14 protein-coding genes are annotated in these 14743 nt (G+C 71.8%); 12 read left to right on the top strand and 2 right to left on the bottom strand.

Annotation, left to right across the window (positions count from 1 at the left end):
• Nucleotides 1-54: 54 nt before the first annotated feature.
• A complete protein-coding gene (locus tag ACFVYX_RS32520; RefSeq protein WP_389685077.1) occupies nt 55-618 on the top strand; it encodes an HIT family protein in 564 nt (187 codons plus the stop codon).
• Between the two features lie 111 nt (nt 619-729).
• On the opposite strand, the gene ACFVYX_RS32515 is transcribed toward ACFVYX_RS32520, so the two are convergent.
• Both ACFVYX_RS32515 and ACFVYX_RS32510 read right to left on the bottom strand, forming a co-directional pair.
• Nucleotides 730-2388, bottom strand: a complete 1659-nt coding sequence (locus ACFVYX_RS32515; protein ID WP_389685076.1) for a hypothetical protein — start codon at nt 2386-2388, stop codon at nt 730-732.
• Nucleotides 2389-2565: 177 nt separating this feature from the next.
• Complete coding sequence (locus tag ACFVYX_RS32510; protein ID WP_389685075.1) at nt 2566-4782, bottom strand: elongation factor G-like protein EF-G2; 2217 nt, start codon at nt 4780-4782, stop codon at nt 2566-2568.
• Nucleotides 4783-5236: 454 nt separating this feature from the next.
• On the opposite strand from ACFVYX_RS32510, the gene pgsA reads away from it, so the two are divergent.
• The 11 genes from pgsA to yajC all read left to right on the top strand — a co-directional run bounded on the left by pgsA (nt 5237) and on the right by yajC (nt 14687).
• The gene (gene pgsA / locus ACFVYX_RS32505) at nt 5237-5899 is read left to right on the top strand and encodes a phosphatidylinositol phosphate synthase (RefSeq protein WP_389685074.1); all 663 of its coding nucleotides are present in this window, start codon (nt 5237-5239) and stop codon (nt 5897-5899) included.
• A 5-nt stretch (nt 5900-5904) separates the two neighbouring features.
• Nucleotides 5905-6855: a phosphatidylinositol mannoside acyltransferase gene (locus ACFVYX_RS32500; protein ID WP_389685124.1), complete on the top strand. Its 951-nt coding sequence runs from the start codon at nt 5905-5907 to the stop codon at nt 6853-6855.
• Nucleotides 6852-8003, top strand: coding sequence for a glycosyltransferase family 4 protein (locus ACFVYX_RS32495; protein WP_389685073.1), 1152 nt, complete (start codon nt 6852-6854; stop codon nt 8001-8003). The genes ACFVYX_RS32500 and ACFVYX_RS32495 overlap by 4 nt, the downstream gene beginning before the upstream one ends.
• A 607-nt stretch (nt 8004-8610) precedes the next feature.
• Nucleotides 8611-9153 carry a hypothetical protein gene (locus ACFVYX_RS32490; RefSeq protein WP_389685072.1) on the top strand — a complete coding sequence of 181 codons (543 nt, stop codon included), beginning with the start codon at nt 8611-8613 and terminating at the stop codon, nt 9151-9153.
• A 116-nt stretch (nt 9154-9269) separates the two neighbouring features.
• On the top strand, nt 9270-10184 hold the full coding sequence (pdxS, locus tag ACFVYX_RS32485; protein ID WP_317874515.1) for a pyridoxal 5'-phosphate synthase lyase subunit PdxS: 915 nt from the start codon (nt 9270-9272) through the stop codon (nt 10182-10184).
• A 6-nt stretch (nt 10185-10190) separates the two neighbouring features.
• Nucleotides 10191-10784 (top strand): pyridoxal 5'-phosphate synthase glutaminase subunit PdxT, encoded by a 594-nt coding sequence (pdxT, locus tag ACFVYX_RS32480; RefSeq protein WP_389685071.1) that lies wholly within the window; start codon nt 10191-10193, stop codon nt 10782-10784.
• 62 nt (nt 10785-10846) lie between these two features.
• Nucleotides 10847-11599 carry a YebC/PmpR family DNA-binding transcriptional regulator gene (locus ACFVYX_RS32475; protein ID WP_389685070.1) on the top strand — a complete coding sequence of 251 codons (753 nt, stop codon included), beginning with the start codon at nt 10847-10849 and terminating at the stop codon, nt 11597-11599.
• A gap of 130 nt (nt 11600-11729) precedes the next feature.
• Nucleotides 11730-12293 carry a crossover junction endodeoxyribonuclease RuvC gene (gene ruvC, locus ACFVYX_RS32470; RefSeq protein ID WP_389685069.1) on the top strand — a complete coding sequence of 188 codons (564 nt, stop codon included), beginning with the start codon at nt 11730-11732 and terminating at the stop codon, nt 12291-12293.
• Nucleotides 12290-12922: a Holliday junction branch migration protein RuvA gene (gene ruvA, locus ACFVYX_RS32465; RefSeq protein ID WP_389685068.1), complete on the top strand. Its 633-nt coding sequence runs from the start codon at nt 12290-12292 to the stop codon at nt 12920-12922. The genes ruvC and ruvA overlap by 4 nt, the downstream gene beginning before the upstream one ends.
• 46 nt (nt 12923-12968) lie before the next feature.
• Nucleotides 12969-14057: a Holliday junction branch migration DNA helicase RuvB gene (gene ruvB, locus ACFVYX_RS32460; protein ID WP_389685067.1), complete on the top strand. Its 1089-nt coding sequence runs from the start codon at nt 12969-12971 to the stop codon at nt 14055-14057.
• 165 nt (nt 14058-14222) lie between these two features.
• On the top strand, nt 14223-14687 hold the full coding sequence (yajC, locus tag ACFVYX_RS32455; RefSeq protein ID WP_389685066.1) for a preprotein translocase subunit YajC: 465 nt from the start codon (nt 14223-14225) through the stop codon (nt 14685-14687).
• Nucleotides 14688-14743: the final 56 nt, after the last annotated feature.

Genomic DNA, 14743 nt, shown 5'->3' with positions numbered 1-14743 from the left:
GGCCGCCGCATGGATCTTCCGCCCCGGCGACACGTTCCGAACGGGCGACGCAATATGCTGCACAGCATGACGACTGAGCCGGAGCAGCAGATCGGAGTGGGGACGCGGGACGCGTTCCAGCGCCTGTGGACGCCTCATCGGATGGCGTACATCCAGGGCGAGAACAAGCCGACCGGGCCGGGAGCCGACGACGGTTGTCCGTTCTGCTCGATCCCGTCGAAGTCGGACGAGGACGGCCTGGTGATCGCCCGCGGCGGCAGCGTCTACGCGGTCCTCAACCTGTATCCGTACAACGGCGGACACCTCATGGTCGTCCCCTACCGTCACGTCGCCGACTACACGGATCTGGACGTGGCGGAGACGGCGGAGCTCGCCGACCTCACCAAGCGCGCGATGGTGGCGCTGCGGGCGGCCTCCGGTGCGCACGGCTTCAACATCGGCATGAACCAGGGCGCCGTCGCCGGCGCCGGCATCGCCGCCCATCTGCACCAGCACGTGGTGCCGCGCTGGGGCGGGGACACCAACTTCATGCCGGTCGTCGGTCACACCAAGGTGCTGCCGCAGCTGCTCGCGGACACCCGGAAGATGCTGGCCGACGCCTGGCCGGCCACCATCTGATCCGTACGGACACGATCCGTGCCGACATGATCCGTGCCGACACGATCCGTACGGACATGATCCGTGTCGACATGAACCGACCGACATGATCCGTACGGACATGGACGGACGTCAGGCGTCGTAGACGTCGGCCTTCTTGGGGCCCGGGTCCTGGACGCCGCCGCTGAGGAACAGCGAGCGGTTGGTGAAGCGCTCCGTGTCCACGCCGTGCTCGTCGAGCATCTTGAGGGTCGCAGAGTGGACCGCGCGCAGCACCGGCGTCGCCATGCGGATGGCGTCGTCGGCCATGAAGCGGTTCTTCCAGAGCGGCCCGGCCCAGACGTGCCGCAGTCCGAAGGGCTCGGGCAGGACGAGCTTGCCGCCGAGGAAGTCCAGGACCGGCGGGTACCAGGTGAGCGGGGCGCGGACCGCGAGCCGGACGACCTCGTCGGTCGTCATCAGCGGCTGCTTGATCTCCTTGGTCTCCCAGAAGCGGACGGTCTTGGAGACCTCCTTGGTCTTCGCCTTCGGCTTCGTCGTGAAGAGGCCGTGCACGGGACCGAGGGCGTGCCCGGTCACCTCGATCCGGAGGGTGTGGAGGAGGGACGTCACCGTCACCATCATTGTCAGGACCAGGTTCCCGTCCCAGAGAGTGAACTGCACCCCGAGGTAGTGACGGTTGCCGGCGCCGAACTGCTGGTCGTTGCAGATGCGCTGTATCTCGTGCGGCTTGACCTGGTAGTGGACGATGCTGTCGCCCTCGGGGCGGGCGACCTCGTCGGCGCCCTCACCGACGGGCGAGACGATCCAGTGCTTGACGGTCGGCTTGGGGAACCCGGTCTTCATCGAGCCACGCTCCAGCAGGGTCAGCTGGTCGTGGATCTTCCGGACGACGTCCCAGGCGCGGAAGTCGTGGATCTCGCGGCCGGGCAGGGGGACGAGCTCCTCCGCCAGTGTCCAGCTGCCCCAACGGGTGCCGAGGCCGAGGACGCCCTTGGCGCCCGCGTAGAACACGATGTTGGACTGCTGCTCGGCCGAGAGCTTCTCCAGGTTCTGCCGGAGCTCCTCGGCGGCTTTCTCGCCCGGGTCCCGCGGAGCGGCCTCCGGGATCTTCGCGCCGATGCCGCCGCCGCTGAGCAGCGCCGTCCAGCGCTCGCGGAGATCGACGGCGGTGGTCTCGCAGATGCGGTGCGCGAGGAACCAGCCCACGACCGGCGCCACGATCATGGCGCGCAGGTAGTTCGGCAGGATCCCGTCGAAGGGCAGCTTGAGGAGGACGAGCAGGGCGAACAGACCGGCCGCGACGAGGAGCGCGGTGCCGATGGCGCTGGTGCGCTTCTTGTCGGAGCCCGCGGCCATCCGGCGGAGCTGGATGACTCCCAGCCAGAGCAGCAGCCCCGGCAGGAAGAGCACCCCGCAGACCAGGGTGACCAGGGTCAGCTTGATGTCCCGCTGCCTGCGGAGGCGGGAGGCGGCGAGACAGTGCTCGACGACCGGCTGGGGCTCGGCGCCGAAGGACTGGATGAGGGCCTTGCGGGCGCCGCCGAGCATGCGGACCTGGACCGCGCGGGAGAACGCCTCGCCGAGGTCGGGGTGGAAGAGCTTGTGCCACTTCCCTTCCTTGACCGTCGACTTGTAGAGCTCGTTGTCGGCTTCCTTGATCGTGTCCAGGGGGCTGTCCCGGTACGCGGCGGAGGCGAGCGCGTTCGTCGCCCCCGTACCGCCGCCGGAGCCCTGGAGGGGGATCTGTGCCCCGGGTCCGAAACCGTCGATCGCCACTGCCGCCCCCATCGCGCGCGAGTACCCCTGTGCGGGCTGTTCCCAACTGCCGCGCCCCGCACACCTTCTGAGCTGGGCACCACAGCGTAACCGGGTGCCGCCTGATGCGTCACCGGAGTGTGACGGGTCGGCCGAATGCCGCCCGCTCCGCGGTGGCGGGGCGGGAGGCCAGGGCTGTCATCCCGTCAGTCAGGAGCTCTTTCCGGCCTGTTCGCGCATTTTCTCGGCGAGATGCGGGGGCATCGGCTCGTGCCGGGCGTACGAGCGGTCGAACCTGCCGGTGCCGTGCGACACGGACCGCAGGTCGATCGCGTACCGCCCGATCTCGATCTCCGGCACCTCGGCCCGTACCACGGTCCGCCCGGGTCCGGCCTGGTCGGTGCCGACGACCCGGCCGCGCCGCCCCGACAGATCGCTCATCACGGGACCGACGTATTCGTCCGGTACGAGGACCTGCATCTCGGCGACCGGCTCCAGGAGGTGGACGGCGACATCGGCGGCCGCCTCGCGCAGCGCGAGCGCCCCGGCCGCCTGGAAGGCGGCGTCGGAGGAGTCCACCGAGTGGGCCTTGCCGTCCCGCAGGGTGACCCGGATGTCGACGAGCGGGTAGCCGGCGGCGACGCCCCGCGCGGCCTGGGCCCGCACCCCCTTCTCCACGGAGGGGATGAACTGGCGCGGGACCGCGCCGCCGACCACCTTGTCGACGAACTCGATGCCGCTGCCCGGCGGGAGCGGCTCCACCTCGATCTCGCAGATCGCGTACTGGCCGTGGCCGCCGGACTGTTTGACGTGCCGGCCGCGGCCCTCCGCGGGGCCGCCGAACGTCTCGCGCAGCGACACCTTGTACGGCACGGCGTCGACCCGCACCCCGTACCGGCCCCTGAGGCGTTCGAGGGCGACGTCCTGGTGCGCCTCGCCGAGGCACCACAGCACCACCTGCCGGGTGTCCTGGTTCGGTTCGAGGCGCAGGGTCGGGTCCTCGGCGACCAGCCGGGAGAGGCCCTGCGAGAGCCGGTCCTCGTCGGCCTTGCTGTGGGCCTCGACCGCGAGCGGGAGCAGGGGTTCGGGCATGCTCCACGGCTCGATCAGGAGCGGATCGTCCTTCGCGGAGATCGTGTCGCCCGTCTCCGCCCGGCCCAGCCGGGCCACACAGGCCAGGTCCCCGGCGATGCAGTACGCCATCGGCCGCTGCTGCTTGCCGAAGGGCGAGGTGAGGCCGCCGATCCGCTCGTCTGCCTCATGGAGGGCACGGCCCTCGTGTCCCGGGTCCGCCAGTCCGTGACCGGAGACGTGGACGGTCTCGTCGGGGCGCAGGGTGCCGGAGAAGACCCGGACGAGCGACACCCGGCCCACGTAGGGGTCGGCGGCGGTCTTGACGACCTCGGCGACCAGGGGACCGTCGGGGTCGCAGCTGATGGAGGGCCGGGGTCGGCCGTCGGGGGTGGTGACGGCGGGCGGCTCGTGCTCCAGCGGGGAGGGGAACCCGCCGGTGATCAGCTCCAGGAGTTCGAGGGTGCCCAGGCCCTGCGTACCGCCGTCGGCTGCCGGGGCGGCCGCGAGCACCGGGTGGAAGGCGCCCCGGGCGACGGCCTTCTCCAGGTCGTCGACGAGCGTCTTCACATCGATCCGCTCGCCGCCGAGATAGCGGTCCATCAGGGTCTCGTCCTCGCTCTCGGCGATGATCCCCTCGATCAGCCGGGCGCGGGCCTCCGCGATGAGCTCCCGCTGACTCTCGTCGGGCGGGCTCTCCCGCCGTACCCCCGTGGAGTAGTCGAAGATCCGCTCCGACAGCAGCCCCACCAGGCCGGTCGCGGGCGCGTGCCCGTCGGCGGCCTCGTCGCCGCGCACCGGCAGATAGAGCGGGAGGACGGCGTCGGGGTCGTCGCGGCCGAAGAGGGAGGCGCAGACGGCGGTGAGCTCACCGAAGTCGGTGCGGGCCGTGTCGAGATGGGTGACGACGATGGCGCGGGGCATGCCGACGGCCGCGCACTCCTCCCAGATCATCCGGGTGGAGGCGGCGACGGCGTCGGCCTCCTGGGCGGCCGATACGACGAAGAGGGCCGCGTCCGCCGCGCGCAGACCGGCCCTCAGCTCCCCGACGAAGTCCGCGTACCCGGGGGTGTCGAGGAGGTTGATCTTGTACCCGTCCCAGCCGACCGGGACGAGGGAGAGCTGTATGGAGCGGTGCTGGCGGTGCTCGATCTCGTCGTAGTCGGAGACGGTGGCGCCGTCCTCGACCCGGCCCGCCCGGTTGAGCGCCCCGGCGGTCTGCGCGAGCGCCTCCACGAGGGTCGTCTTGCCGGATCCGCTGTGGCCGACCAGCACCACGTTCCGCACGGCTGCGGGCCGGTCGGCCGTCAGAGCCCTGCCGGCGGCCCCGGCGGGCGTGTTCGCCTTGTCACCCATGATGTTCCTCCCGGCTGCTCGCACGGTGCGGCGGTACGGCGGGTGCCGCGGGGGAGTGATGTGCCGCGGTGACGGCTCCTGCGGTGCCCGCAGTGGTCCTTCGAGCTTTGCACCGACGCGGGGACGCGTCCATACGTCGCACGGCCGGGGGCCCCGCGCCGCACGGCGGTGCGAGCCGGGGGCCCGCGTCGCACGGCGGTGCGGCGTGTACGGCGCGTCGGCGCGGTGTACGGACGGGCCGGGACGCGCGATGTCTCGTACGGCCCGGGAGAGCCGTCTCCGGGGACGCGTACGGCCGCCGGGACACGTCCGAACGTCGTACCCGGGGCGGGCCCGCCGGGGGGACGCCGACGCGGCGGGGCGGGTGCCCGCCGGTAGGCCGGGGCGCTCGTGGCTACGATGGGTGAGCCGGTGGTCATAGGGGCCGCGCGGCCCACCGAACCTCGGGAAGGCCATGCTGAACAAGTACGCGCGTGCATTCTTCACGCGTGTCCTCACACCGTTCGCCGCGTTTCTGCTCCGCCGGGGCGTCAGCCCCGACGCGGTCACGCTCATCGGCACAGCGGGAGTGATGGCCGGCGCGCTGGTCTTCTTCCCCCGCGGGGAATTCTTCTGGGGCACCATCGTCATCACCCTCTTCGTCTTCTCCGACCTCGTCGACGGCAACATGGCCCGGCAGGCGGGGATCTCCAGCCGCTGGGGCGCCTTCCTCGACTCGACGCTCGACCGCGTCGCCGACGGCGCCATCTTCGGCGGCTTCGCGCTCTGGTACGCGGGCACGGGCGACGACAACGTGCTGTGCGCCGTGGCCATCTTCTGCCTGGCGAGCGGGCAGGTCGTCTCGTACACCAAGGCACGCGGCGAATCGATTGGCCTGCCCGTCGCCGTCAACGGCCTGATCGAGCGCGCCGAGCGTCTGGTGATCTCGCTGGTCGCCGCGGGTCTCGCCGGCCTGCACGCGTTCGGGGTGCCCGGCGTCGACGTCCTGCTCCCGATCGCCCTGTGGATCGTCGCGGTCGGCAGTGCCGTGACCCTGGGACAGCGGGTCGTGACCGTGCGGCGTGAATCGGCCGAGGCGGACGCCGCCGCGGCCGGGGGGAGCGGGGCGACGACGTGAGCGCGCTGAAGGAACGACTGAGCGACGGGCTGTACGGCGCCGGCTGGGCGACCGTCAAGAAGCTCCCCGAACCGGTGGCCGCCGGCCTCGGCCGACGGATCGCCGACCTCACCTGGAAACGGCGCGGCAAGAGCGTCCTGCGCCTTGAGGCCAACCTCGCGCGCGTGGTGCCCGACGCCACGCCCGAGCGGCTGGCCGAGCTGTCGAAGGCCGGCATGCGCTCGTACATGCGGTACTGGATGGAGTCCTTCCGGCTGCCGACCTGGGACAAGGAGCGGGTCGAGCGCGGTGTCGACATCAAGGACGCCCACTACCTGAAGGAAGGCCTGGCCGCCGGGCGCGGGGTCGTCCTCGCCCTGCCGCACCTGGCGAACTGGGACCTGGCCGGTGTGTGGGTGACCCGCGCACTCGGCGTGCCCTTCACGACGGTCGCCGAGCGGCTCAAGCCGGAGACGCTGTACGACCGCTTCGTCGCCTACCGGGAGTCCCTCGGCATGGAGGTCCTCCCGCACACCGGGGGCTCCGCCTTCGGCACCCTCGCGCGGCGGCTGCGTGCGGGCGGCCTGGTCTGCCTCGTCGCCGACCGCGACCTGTCGGCCTCCGGCACCGAGGTCACCTTCTTCGGCGACACGGCGCGGATGCCCGCGGGGCCCGCGATCCTCGCCCAGCAGACGGGGGCGCTGCTGCTGCCGGTGACGCTCTGGTACGACGGTACGTCCGTCATGCAGGGGCGGATCCACCCGCCCGTCGACGTACCCGAGTCAGGCACGCGGGCCGAGAAGACGTCCGTGATGACACAGGCGCTGGCCGATGCCTTCGCCTCGGGCATCGCGGACCACCCGGAGGACTGGCACATGCTGCAACGACTGTGGCTCTCGGACCTGGACGAACGCCCGGAGCCCGTCGCGGGTGCCGAGACCGCGGGTGCGGAGCGGGACGGGGAGCGCGGCGCGTGAAGATCGGGATCGTCTGCCCGTACTCCTGGGACGTGCCGGGCGGCGTCCAGTTCCACATCCGCGACCTCGCCGAGCACCTCGTCCGGCTCGGCCACAAGGTGTCCGTCCTCGCCCCCTCCGACGACGACACCCCGCTGCCGCCGTACGTGGTCTCCGCCGGCCGGGCCGTGCCCGTGTCGTACAACGGCTCGGTGGCCCGGCTCAGCTTCGGCTTCCTCTCGGCCGCGCGGGTCCGCCGCTGGCTGCACGACGGCACCTTCGACGTCGTCCACATCCACGAGCCGACCTCGCCCTCCCTCGGCCTGCTCACCTGCTGGGCGGCGCAGGGGCCGATCGTGGCCACCTTCCACACCTCGAACCCGCGCTCGCGCGCGATGATCGCCGCGTACCCGATCCTCCAGCCCGCGCTGGAGAAGATCAGCGCCCGGATCGCCGTCAGCGAGTACGCGCGCCGCACGCTCGTCGAGCACCTCGGTGGTGACGCCGTCGTCATCCCCAACGGGGTCGACGTGGACTTCTTCGCCCGCGCCGAGCCGAAGAAGGAGTGGCAGGGCGAGACCCTCGGTTTCATCGGCCGGATCGACGAGCCGAGGAAGGGCCTGCCGGTCCTCATGCGGGCCCTGCCCAGGATCCTCACCGAACGGCCCGGCGCGCGGCTCCTCGTCGCCGGGCGCGGGGACGAGGAGGAGGCGGTGGCGTCGCTGCCGCGTGAGCTGCGCTCCCGGGTCGAGTTCCTCGGGATGGTCAGCGACGAGGACAAGGCGCGGCTGCTGCGCAGCGTCGACGTGTACGTGGCGCCCAACACCGGCGGTGAGAGCTTCGGCATCATCCTCGTCGAGGCGCTGTCGGCCGGCGCGCCGGTCCTCGCCTCCGACCTGGACGCCTTCGCCCAGGTGCTCGACCAGGGGGCGGCGGGAGAACTCTTCACCAACGAGGACGCGGACGCCCTCGCGGACGCGGCGATCCGGCTCCTGGGGGACGAGGAGCGCCGCGACGAACTGAGCGCGCGGGGCTCGGCCCATGTACGCCGCTTCGACTGGACGACCGTCGGCGCGGACATCCTGGCGGTGTACGAGACGGTGGCGGACGGGGCGGCGGCGGTCGACACGGACGAACGAGTGGGCCTCCGGGCCCGCCTGGGCCTTTAGGCCCCGGCCGGCCCTCGCGGACCAAGGGCCCCGCCCCTGCCGTGCCCCGCGTGGGCCGTCGCCCAGCCCGATGCGGACCACCGGCCTGCTGGGCAGGCCGCCCCCCCGTGTGGGCAATCGTCCCGCCGGGTGGGACGGGTGGGCACACGGGACGGCGCCCTCGGCGGCGCCTGCGCCCCTTGTGCCCGGACCCGCACCCACTTGGGCGGTGCACCCGGGGTGCGGGCCGCACGAACCGTGCGACGTGCCCCGGGTGCGGGTTCGGGCGCGGATGCCTGGGCCCGGCAGGGGGCGCCGTCCGTTGTGCCCACCCGTTCCGCCCCGGCGGAACGTATGCCCACAACGGGGGTGGACACCGCGTCGGTGGAACGGTGCCCGCAACGGGGGTGGACACCGCGTCGGTGGAACGGTGCCCGCAACGGGGGTGGACACCGCGTCGGCGGAACGGTGCCCGCAACGGGCGTCAGGCATGCGGCTTCGCGGTCGGGTTCGCGCACCCCGTACCGCCCCCGGCCGAGCCGGACACCCGTCCCGTCCGTGTCCTGTTCGCCCACGACCGTGACCTTTGGGACGGCGTGCCGCCACCGCCCCGGTAGCCTGTGCGCCCGTGACCGAAACCCTGATCTGGACCGTCGTCGCGCTGATTCTCATCGGCGTGTATCTCAGCTGGACCGCCGGCCGGCTCGACCGGCTGCACTCCCGTATCGACGCCGCCCGCGCCGCCCTGGACGCGCAGCTGCTGCGCCGGGCCTCGGTCACCCAGGAGCTGGCCACCTCCGGTGTTCTCGATCCGGCCGCCTCGATCGTGCTGTACGAGGCCGCGCACGCCGCCCGGCAGGCCGAGGAGGATCACCGGGAGGTCGCCGAGAGCGAACTCAGCCAGGCGCTGCGGGCCGTGTTCGGCGAGCCGCAGCAGGTGGAGGTGGTCCGGGAGGCCGTCGGCGGTGAGGAGGCCGCGGAAGAGCTCGCGCAGGCCGTCCGCCGGGTGCCGATGGCCCGCCGCTTCCACAACGACGCCGTACGGGCCGCCCGCGCCCTGCGCCGCCACCGGAAGGTCCGCTGGTTCCGGCTCGCGGGCCACGCGCCCTTCCCTCTGGCCTTCGAAATGGACGACGAGCCGCCGGTGGCTCTTGCCGATCGCCCCACCTGACGCTCCGTAACCTGTGAAAACGATCCACCGGGTCCACATTGGCCCTTGCTGTGGACCGTAGGTGGACTGTTTCCTCGCTGTTGTCGTCAATCGCTCTTGTCACGAGTGAGGTACTTGTGTCCACCACGCCTTCCCCCTCCCCCCAGTCCCCCGAGACCGGCACCGCCCGTGTGAAGCGCGGCATGGCCGAGCAGCTCAAGGGTGGCGTGATCATGGACGTGGTCAACGCCGAGCAGGCGAAGATCGCCGAGGACGCCGGCGCCGTGGCCGTCATGGCCCTGGAGCGGGTCCCCGCGGACATCCGCAAGGACGGCGGCGTCGCCCGCATGTCCGACCCGAACATGATCGAAGAGATCATCGGCGCGGTGTCCATCCCGGTCATGGCCAAGTCCCGCATCGGTCACTTCGTCGAGGCCCAGGTCCTGCAGTCCCTCGGTGTCGACTACATCGACGAGTCCGAGGTCCTCACGCCGGCCGACGAGGTCAACCACTCCGACAAGTGGGCCTTCACGACCCCCTTCGTCTGTGGTGCCACCAACCTGGGCGAGGCCCTGCGCCGCATCGCCGAGGGCGCGGCCATGATCCGCTCCAAGGGCGAGGCCGGCACCGGCAACGTCGTCGAGGCGGTCCGCCACCTGCGCCAGATCAAGAACGAGATCGCCCGGCTGCGCGGCTTCGACAACAACGAGCTGTTCGCCGCCGCCAAGGACCTGCGCGCGCCGTACGAGCTCGTCAAGGAGGTCGCCGAGCTCGGCAAGCTGCCGGTCGTGCTGTTCTCCGCCGGTGGCGTCGCCACCCCGGCCGACGCCGCGCTCATGCGTCAGCTCGGCGCCGAGGGCGTCTTCGTCGGCTCCGGCATCTTCAAGTCCGGCGACCCGGCCAAGCGCGCCGCCGCCATCGTGAAGGCCACCACCTTCTACGACGACCCGAAGATCATCGCGGACGCCTCCCGCAACCTGGGCGAGGCCATGGTCGGCATCAACTGCGACACCCTCCCCGAGTCCGAGCGCTACGCCAACCGGGGCTGGTAAGCACCGATGAGCAGCACTCCCGTGATTGGTGTCCTGGCTCTCCAGGGCGACGTACGGGAGCACCTGATCGCCCTGGCCGCGGCGGACGCCGTGGCCAGGCCGGTGAGGCGCCCCGAGGAGCTGGCCGAGATCGACGGCCTCGTCATCCCCGGTGGTGAGTCCACCACCATCTCCAAGCTGGCCGACCTCTTCGGCATGGCGGAGCCGCTGCGCGAGCGCATCGCCGCCGGCCTGCCGGTCTACGGCACCTGCGCCGGTCTGATCATGCTCGCGGAGAAGATCCTCGACCCGCGTTCGGGCCAGGAGACCTTCGGCGGCATCGACATGATCGTCCGCCGCAACGCCTTCGGGCGGCAGAACGAGTCCTTCGAGGCCGGCGTCACCGTCGCGGGCATCGAGGACGGCCCCGTCGAGGGCGTCTTCATCCGCGCCCCCTGGGTGGAGTCCGTCGGCGCCGAGGTCGAGATCCTCGCCGAGCACGAGGGCCACGTCGTCGCCGTACGGCAGGGCCGCGCGCTCGCGACCTCGTTCCACCCCGAGCTCACCGGGGACCACCGCATCCACGCCCTGTTCGTCGACATGGTGCGCGCCGCGCGGTGATCCGATCCCGGTAGGATCTCTGGGGTTCGTTCAGAAATGGGTTACGCGAAGGAGACAGGCAGATGTCCGGCCACTCTAAATGGGCTACGACGAAGCACAAGAAGGCCGTGATCGATGCCAAGCGCGGCAAGCTCTTCGCGAAGCTGATCAAGAACATCGAGGTCGCGGCCCGGACCGGCGGCGACGATCCGGCCGGTAACCCGACGCTCTACGACGCCATCCAGAAGGCGAAGAAGAGCTCGGTCCCGAACAAGAACATCGACTCCGCGGTCAAGCGCGGCGGCGGCCTCGAGGCCGGCGGCGTCGACTACGCCACGATCATGTACGAGGGCTACGGCCCGAACGGCGTCGCGGTGCTCATCGAGTGCCTCACCGACAACCGCAACCGCGCCGCCTCCGACGTACGCGTGGCCATGACCCGCAACGGCGGCTCCATGGCCGACCCGGGCTCCGTCTCGTACCTGTTCAACCGCAAGGGCGTCGTCGTGCTCCCCAAGGGCGAACTGACCGAGGACGACGTCCTGGGCGCGGTCCTCGACGCGGGCGCCGAGGAGGTCAACGACCTCGGCGAGTCCTTCGAGATCGTCAGCGAGGCCACCGACCTGGTCGCGGTCCGCACCGCGCTCCAGGAGGCCGGCATCGACTACGACTCCGCCGAGTCCAGCTTCGTCCCGACCATGCAGGTCGAGCTCGACGAAGAGGGCGCGCGCAAGATGTTCAAGCTGATCGACGCGCTGGAGGACAGCGACGACGTGCAGAACGTCTTCGCCAACTTCGACGTCAGCGACGAGGTCATGGAGAAGGTCGACGCCTGATCGCGGCCGCTCCGCACAGCGGGCCGACGGGGACACACCCCCGTCGGCCCGCTGTCGTTCGTACGGCGTTGTCAGTGGGAGCGGATAGCCTGCACAAACAGTTGAGCGACAGCGGGCCGGGAGGGGCACAGTGCGCGTTCTCGGGGTGGACCCGGGTCTGACCCGGTGCGGTGTCGGCGTCGTCGAGGGGGTCGCGGGACGGCCGCTGACCATGCTCGGCGTGGGAGTGGTGCGGACGGCAGCGGACGACGACATCGGCGTACGCCTTGTCGGCATCGAGCGCGGCATGGAGGAGTGGCTCGACCGCTTCTCGCCCGAACTCGTCGCCGTGGAGCGGGTGTTCAGCCAGCACAACGTGCGTACGGTGATGGGCACCGCACAGGCGAGCGCCGTCGCCATGCTCTGCGCCTCGCGCCGCGGCATCCCCGTCGCCCTGCACACCCCGAGCGAGGTCAAAGCCGCTGTCACCGGCAGCGGCCGCGCCGACAAGGCGCAGGTCGGCGCCATGGTGACCCGGCTGCTCCGGCTCTCCGCCCCGCCCAAGCCGGCCGACGCCGCCGACGCCCTCGCCCTCGCCATCTGTCACATCTGGCGGGCCCCCGCCCAGAACCGCCTCCAGCAGGCCGTCGCCCAGAACCGTCTCCAGCAGGCGGTCGCCCAGCAGGCGTCCGCAGTGAAAGGCCGAACCCGATGATCGCCTTCGTCAGCGGCCCGGTCGCCGCCCTCGCCCCCACCACGGCCGTGATCGAGGTCGGCGGGGTGGGCATGGCCGTCCAGTGCACCCCGGGGACCCTCGCGGGACTGCGGATCGGACAGGACGCCCGGCTCGCCACCTCCCTCGTCGTCCGCGAGGACTCCCTCACGCTGTACGGCTTCGCCGACGACGACGAGCGGCAGGTCTTCGAGCTGCTCCAGACCGCGAGCGGCGTCGGCCCCCGCCTCGCGCAGGCCATGCTCGGGGTCCACAGCCCCGATGCCCTGCGCCTCGCCGTGTCCACCGGAGACGAGAAGGCCCTCACCGCCGTCCCCGGCATCGGCAAGAAGGGCGCCCAGAAACTCCTCCTCGAACTGAAGGACAAGCTCGGCGCCCCCCTCGGCAGCAGCGGCCTGGTCGGCGCCCAGCGCGCCGCGGCCTCCGGACCCGCGCCGTGGACCGAGCAGCTGACCGCCGCCCTGATCGGCCTCGGCTACCAGAGCCGCGAGGCCGAGGAGGCCGTCGGCGCCGTCGCCCCGCAGGCCGAGGCCGCGATCGCCGAGACCGGCACCGCGCCCGTGCCGCAGCTCCTTCGCGCCGCCCTGCAGACCCTCAACCGCGCCCGCTGACCCCCCACCCGGCCCGACCCGCCGTACGAACGAGAAGGCATCCACCGTGAACTGGGACGACGACTCCACCGCCGAGGCACCGGACGCCGAGGCGCGCATCGTCGGCGCCTCCGCCGAGGGCGACGACCAGGCCGTCGAAGCCGCCCTGCGCCCCAAGGACCTCAGCGAGTTCGTCGGCCAGGAGAAGGTCCGCCAGCAGCTCGACCTGGTCCTCAAGGCCGCCCGCCAGCGCGGCGCCACCGCCGACCACGTCCTGCTGTCCGGTGCCCCCGGCCTCGGCAAGACCACCCTCTCGATGATCATCGCGGCCGAGATGAACGCGCCGATCCGCATCACCTCGGGCCCCGCCATCCAGCACGCCGGAGACCTCGCGGCGATCCTCTCCTCCCTCCAGGAGGGCGAGATCCTCTTCCTCGACGAGATCCACCGCATGTCCCGGCCCGCCGAGGAGATGCTCTACATGGCGATGGAGGACTTCCGCGTCGACGTCATCGTCGGCAAGGGCCCCGGCGCCACCGCCATCCCCCTGGAGCTCCCGCCCTTCACCCTGGTCGGCGCCACCACCCGGGCCGGACTCCTGCCGCCCCCGCTGCGCGACCGCTTCGGCTTCACCGGCCACATGGAGTTCTACGACCCCGCCGAACTCCAGCGCGTGATCCACCGCTCCGCCGGACTCCTCGACGTCGAGATCGACCCGGCCGGCGCCGCCGAGATCGCCGGCCGCTCCCGCGGCACGCCCCGCATCGCCAACCGCCTGCTGCGCCGCGTCAGGGACTACGCGCAGGTCAGGGCCGACGGAGTCATCACCCGCGAGATCTCAGAGGCCGCCCTCAGCGTGTACGAGGTCGACGGCCGCGGCCTCGACCGCCTCGACCGCGGCGTCCTCGAAGCGCTGCTCAAGCTCTTCGGCGGCGGACCGGTCGGTCTCTCCACCCTCGCGGTCGCCGTCGGGGAGGAGCGCGAGACCGTCGAGGAGGTCGCCGAACCCTTCCTCGTACGCGAAGGTCTGCTGGCGCGCACCCCCCGTGGCCGGGTCGCCACCCCGGCGGCCTGGGCGCACCTGGGGCTCGTTCCGCCGCAGGCAGCGGGCCCGGGGGCGCCAGGAAGCGGACAACAGGGGCTCTTCGGGGCGTGACGGTGCTGACACTCGCCCGGACCGGAACCGGGGTGCGATGCTGGACGTTGTTCCATCGATGCGGACTCGCCTAGACTCCGCCGTTGCCGCCCTTTCTGGTCGGCGCGCCCACCCCCGAAGATCAGGCCGCGGGTTCTCCGCGACCGTGCGAAGGAAACCCGTCCCGTGAGCATCGTGACCCTCCTCCCCTTCATCGTCCTCATCGGGGCCATGTTCCTGATGACCCGCTCTGCCAAGAAGAAGCAGCAGGCGGCGGCGCGGATGCGCGACGAGATGCAGCCCGGCACCGGCGTCCGCACGATCGGGGGGATGTACGCCACCGTCAAGGAGATCGGCGACGAGACCGTCCTCCTCGAGGTCGCGCCCGGCGTGCACGCCGTCTACGCGAAGAACGCCATCGGCGCCGTCCTCGAGGACTCCGAGTACAACCGCATCGTCCACGGTGACGACGAGTCGGACTCCGACACCGTCGTCCCGGACGACGCCTCGTCGCTGACCGGGGCCACCGAGGCCACCGAGGGCACGGAGACCGCCGAGGACGCGGAGCCGAAGGCCGACCTGACGAAGAAGGCGGACGCGGCCGAGGGCCAGAAGGACGGCAAGGCCGACGGCGAGACCGACGCGAAGTAGTCGCGGCCGGGTACACCGCGCGCGCCCACCGGCGCGCGCGGTACCCGGAACGGTTC

Origin of the sequence: Streptomyces sp. NPDC058326, from assembly GCF_042879855.1 — a bacterium.
Taxonomy (GTDB): domain Bacteria; phylum Actinomycetota; class Actinomycetes; order Streptomycetales; family Streptomycetaceae; genus Streptomyces.
The sequence above is the reverse complement of the archived record's forward strand: the minus strand, read 5'-3'. Positions and strand labels throughout refer to the sequence as shown.

Bases quoted from the DNA above. Each gene is read 5' to 3' on its own strand.
- ACFVYX_RS32520 (WP_389685077.1), top strand. From the start codon at position 55: ATGCTGCACAGCATGACGACTGAGCCGGAGCAGCAGATCGGAGTGGGG.
- ACFVYX_RS32515 (WP_389685076.1), bottom strand. From the start codon at position 2,388: ATGGGGGCGGCAGTGGCGATCGACGGTTTCGGACCCGGGGCACAGATC.
- ACFVYX_RS32510 (WP_389685075.1), bottom strand. From the start codon at position 4,782: ATGGGTGACAAGGCGAACACGCCCGCCGGGGCCGCCGGCAGGGCTCTG.
- pgsA (WP_389685074.1), top strand. From the start codon at position 5,237: ATGCTGAACAAGTACGCGCGTGCATTCTTCACGCGTGTCCTCACACCG.
- pdxT (WP_389685071.1), top strand. From the start codon at position 10,191: ATGAGCAGCACTCCCGTGATTGGTGTCCTGGCTCTCCAGGGCGACGTA.
- ACFVYX_RS32475 (WP_389685070.1), top strand. From the start codon at position 10,847: ATGTCCGGCCACTCTAAATGGGCTACGACGAAGCACAAGAAGGCCGTG.
- ruvA (WP_389685068.1), top strand. From the start codon at position 12,290: ATGATCGCCTTCGTCAGCGGCCCGGTCGCCGCCCTCGCCCCCACCACG.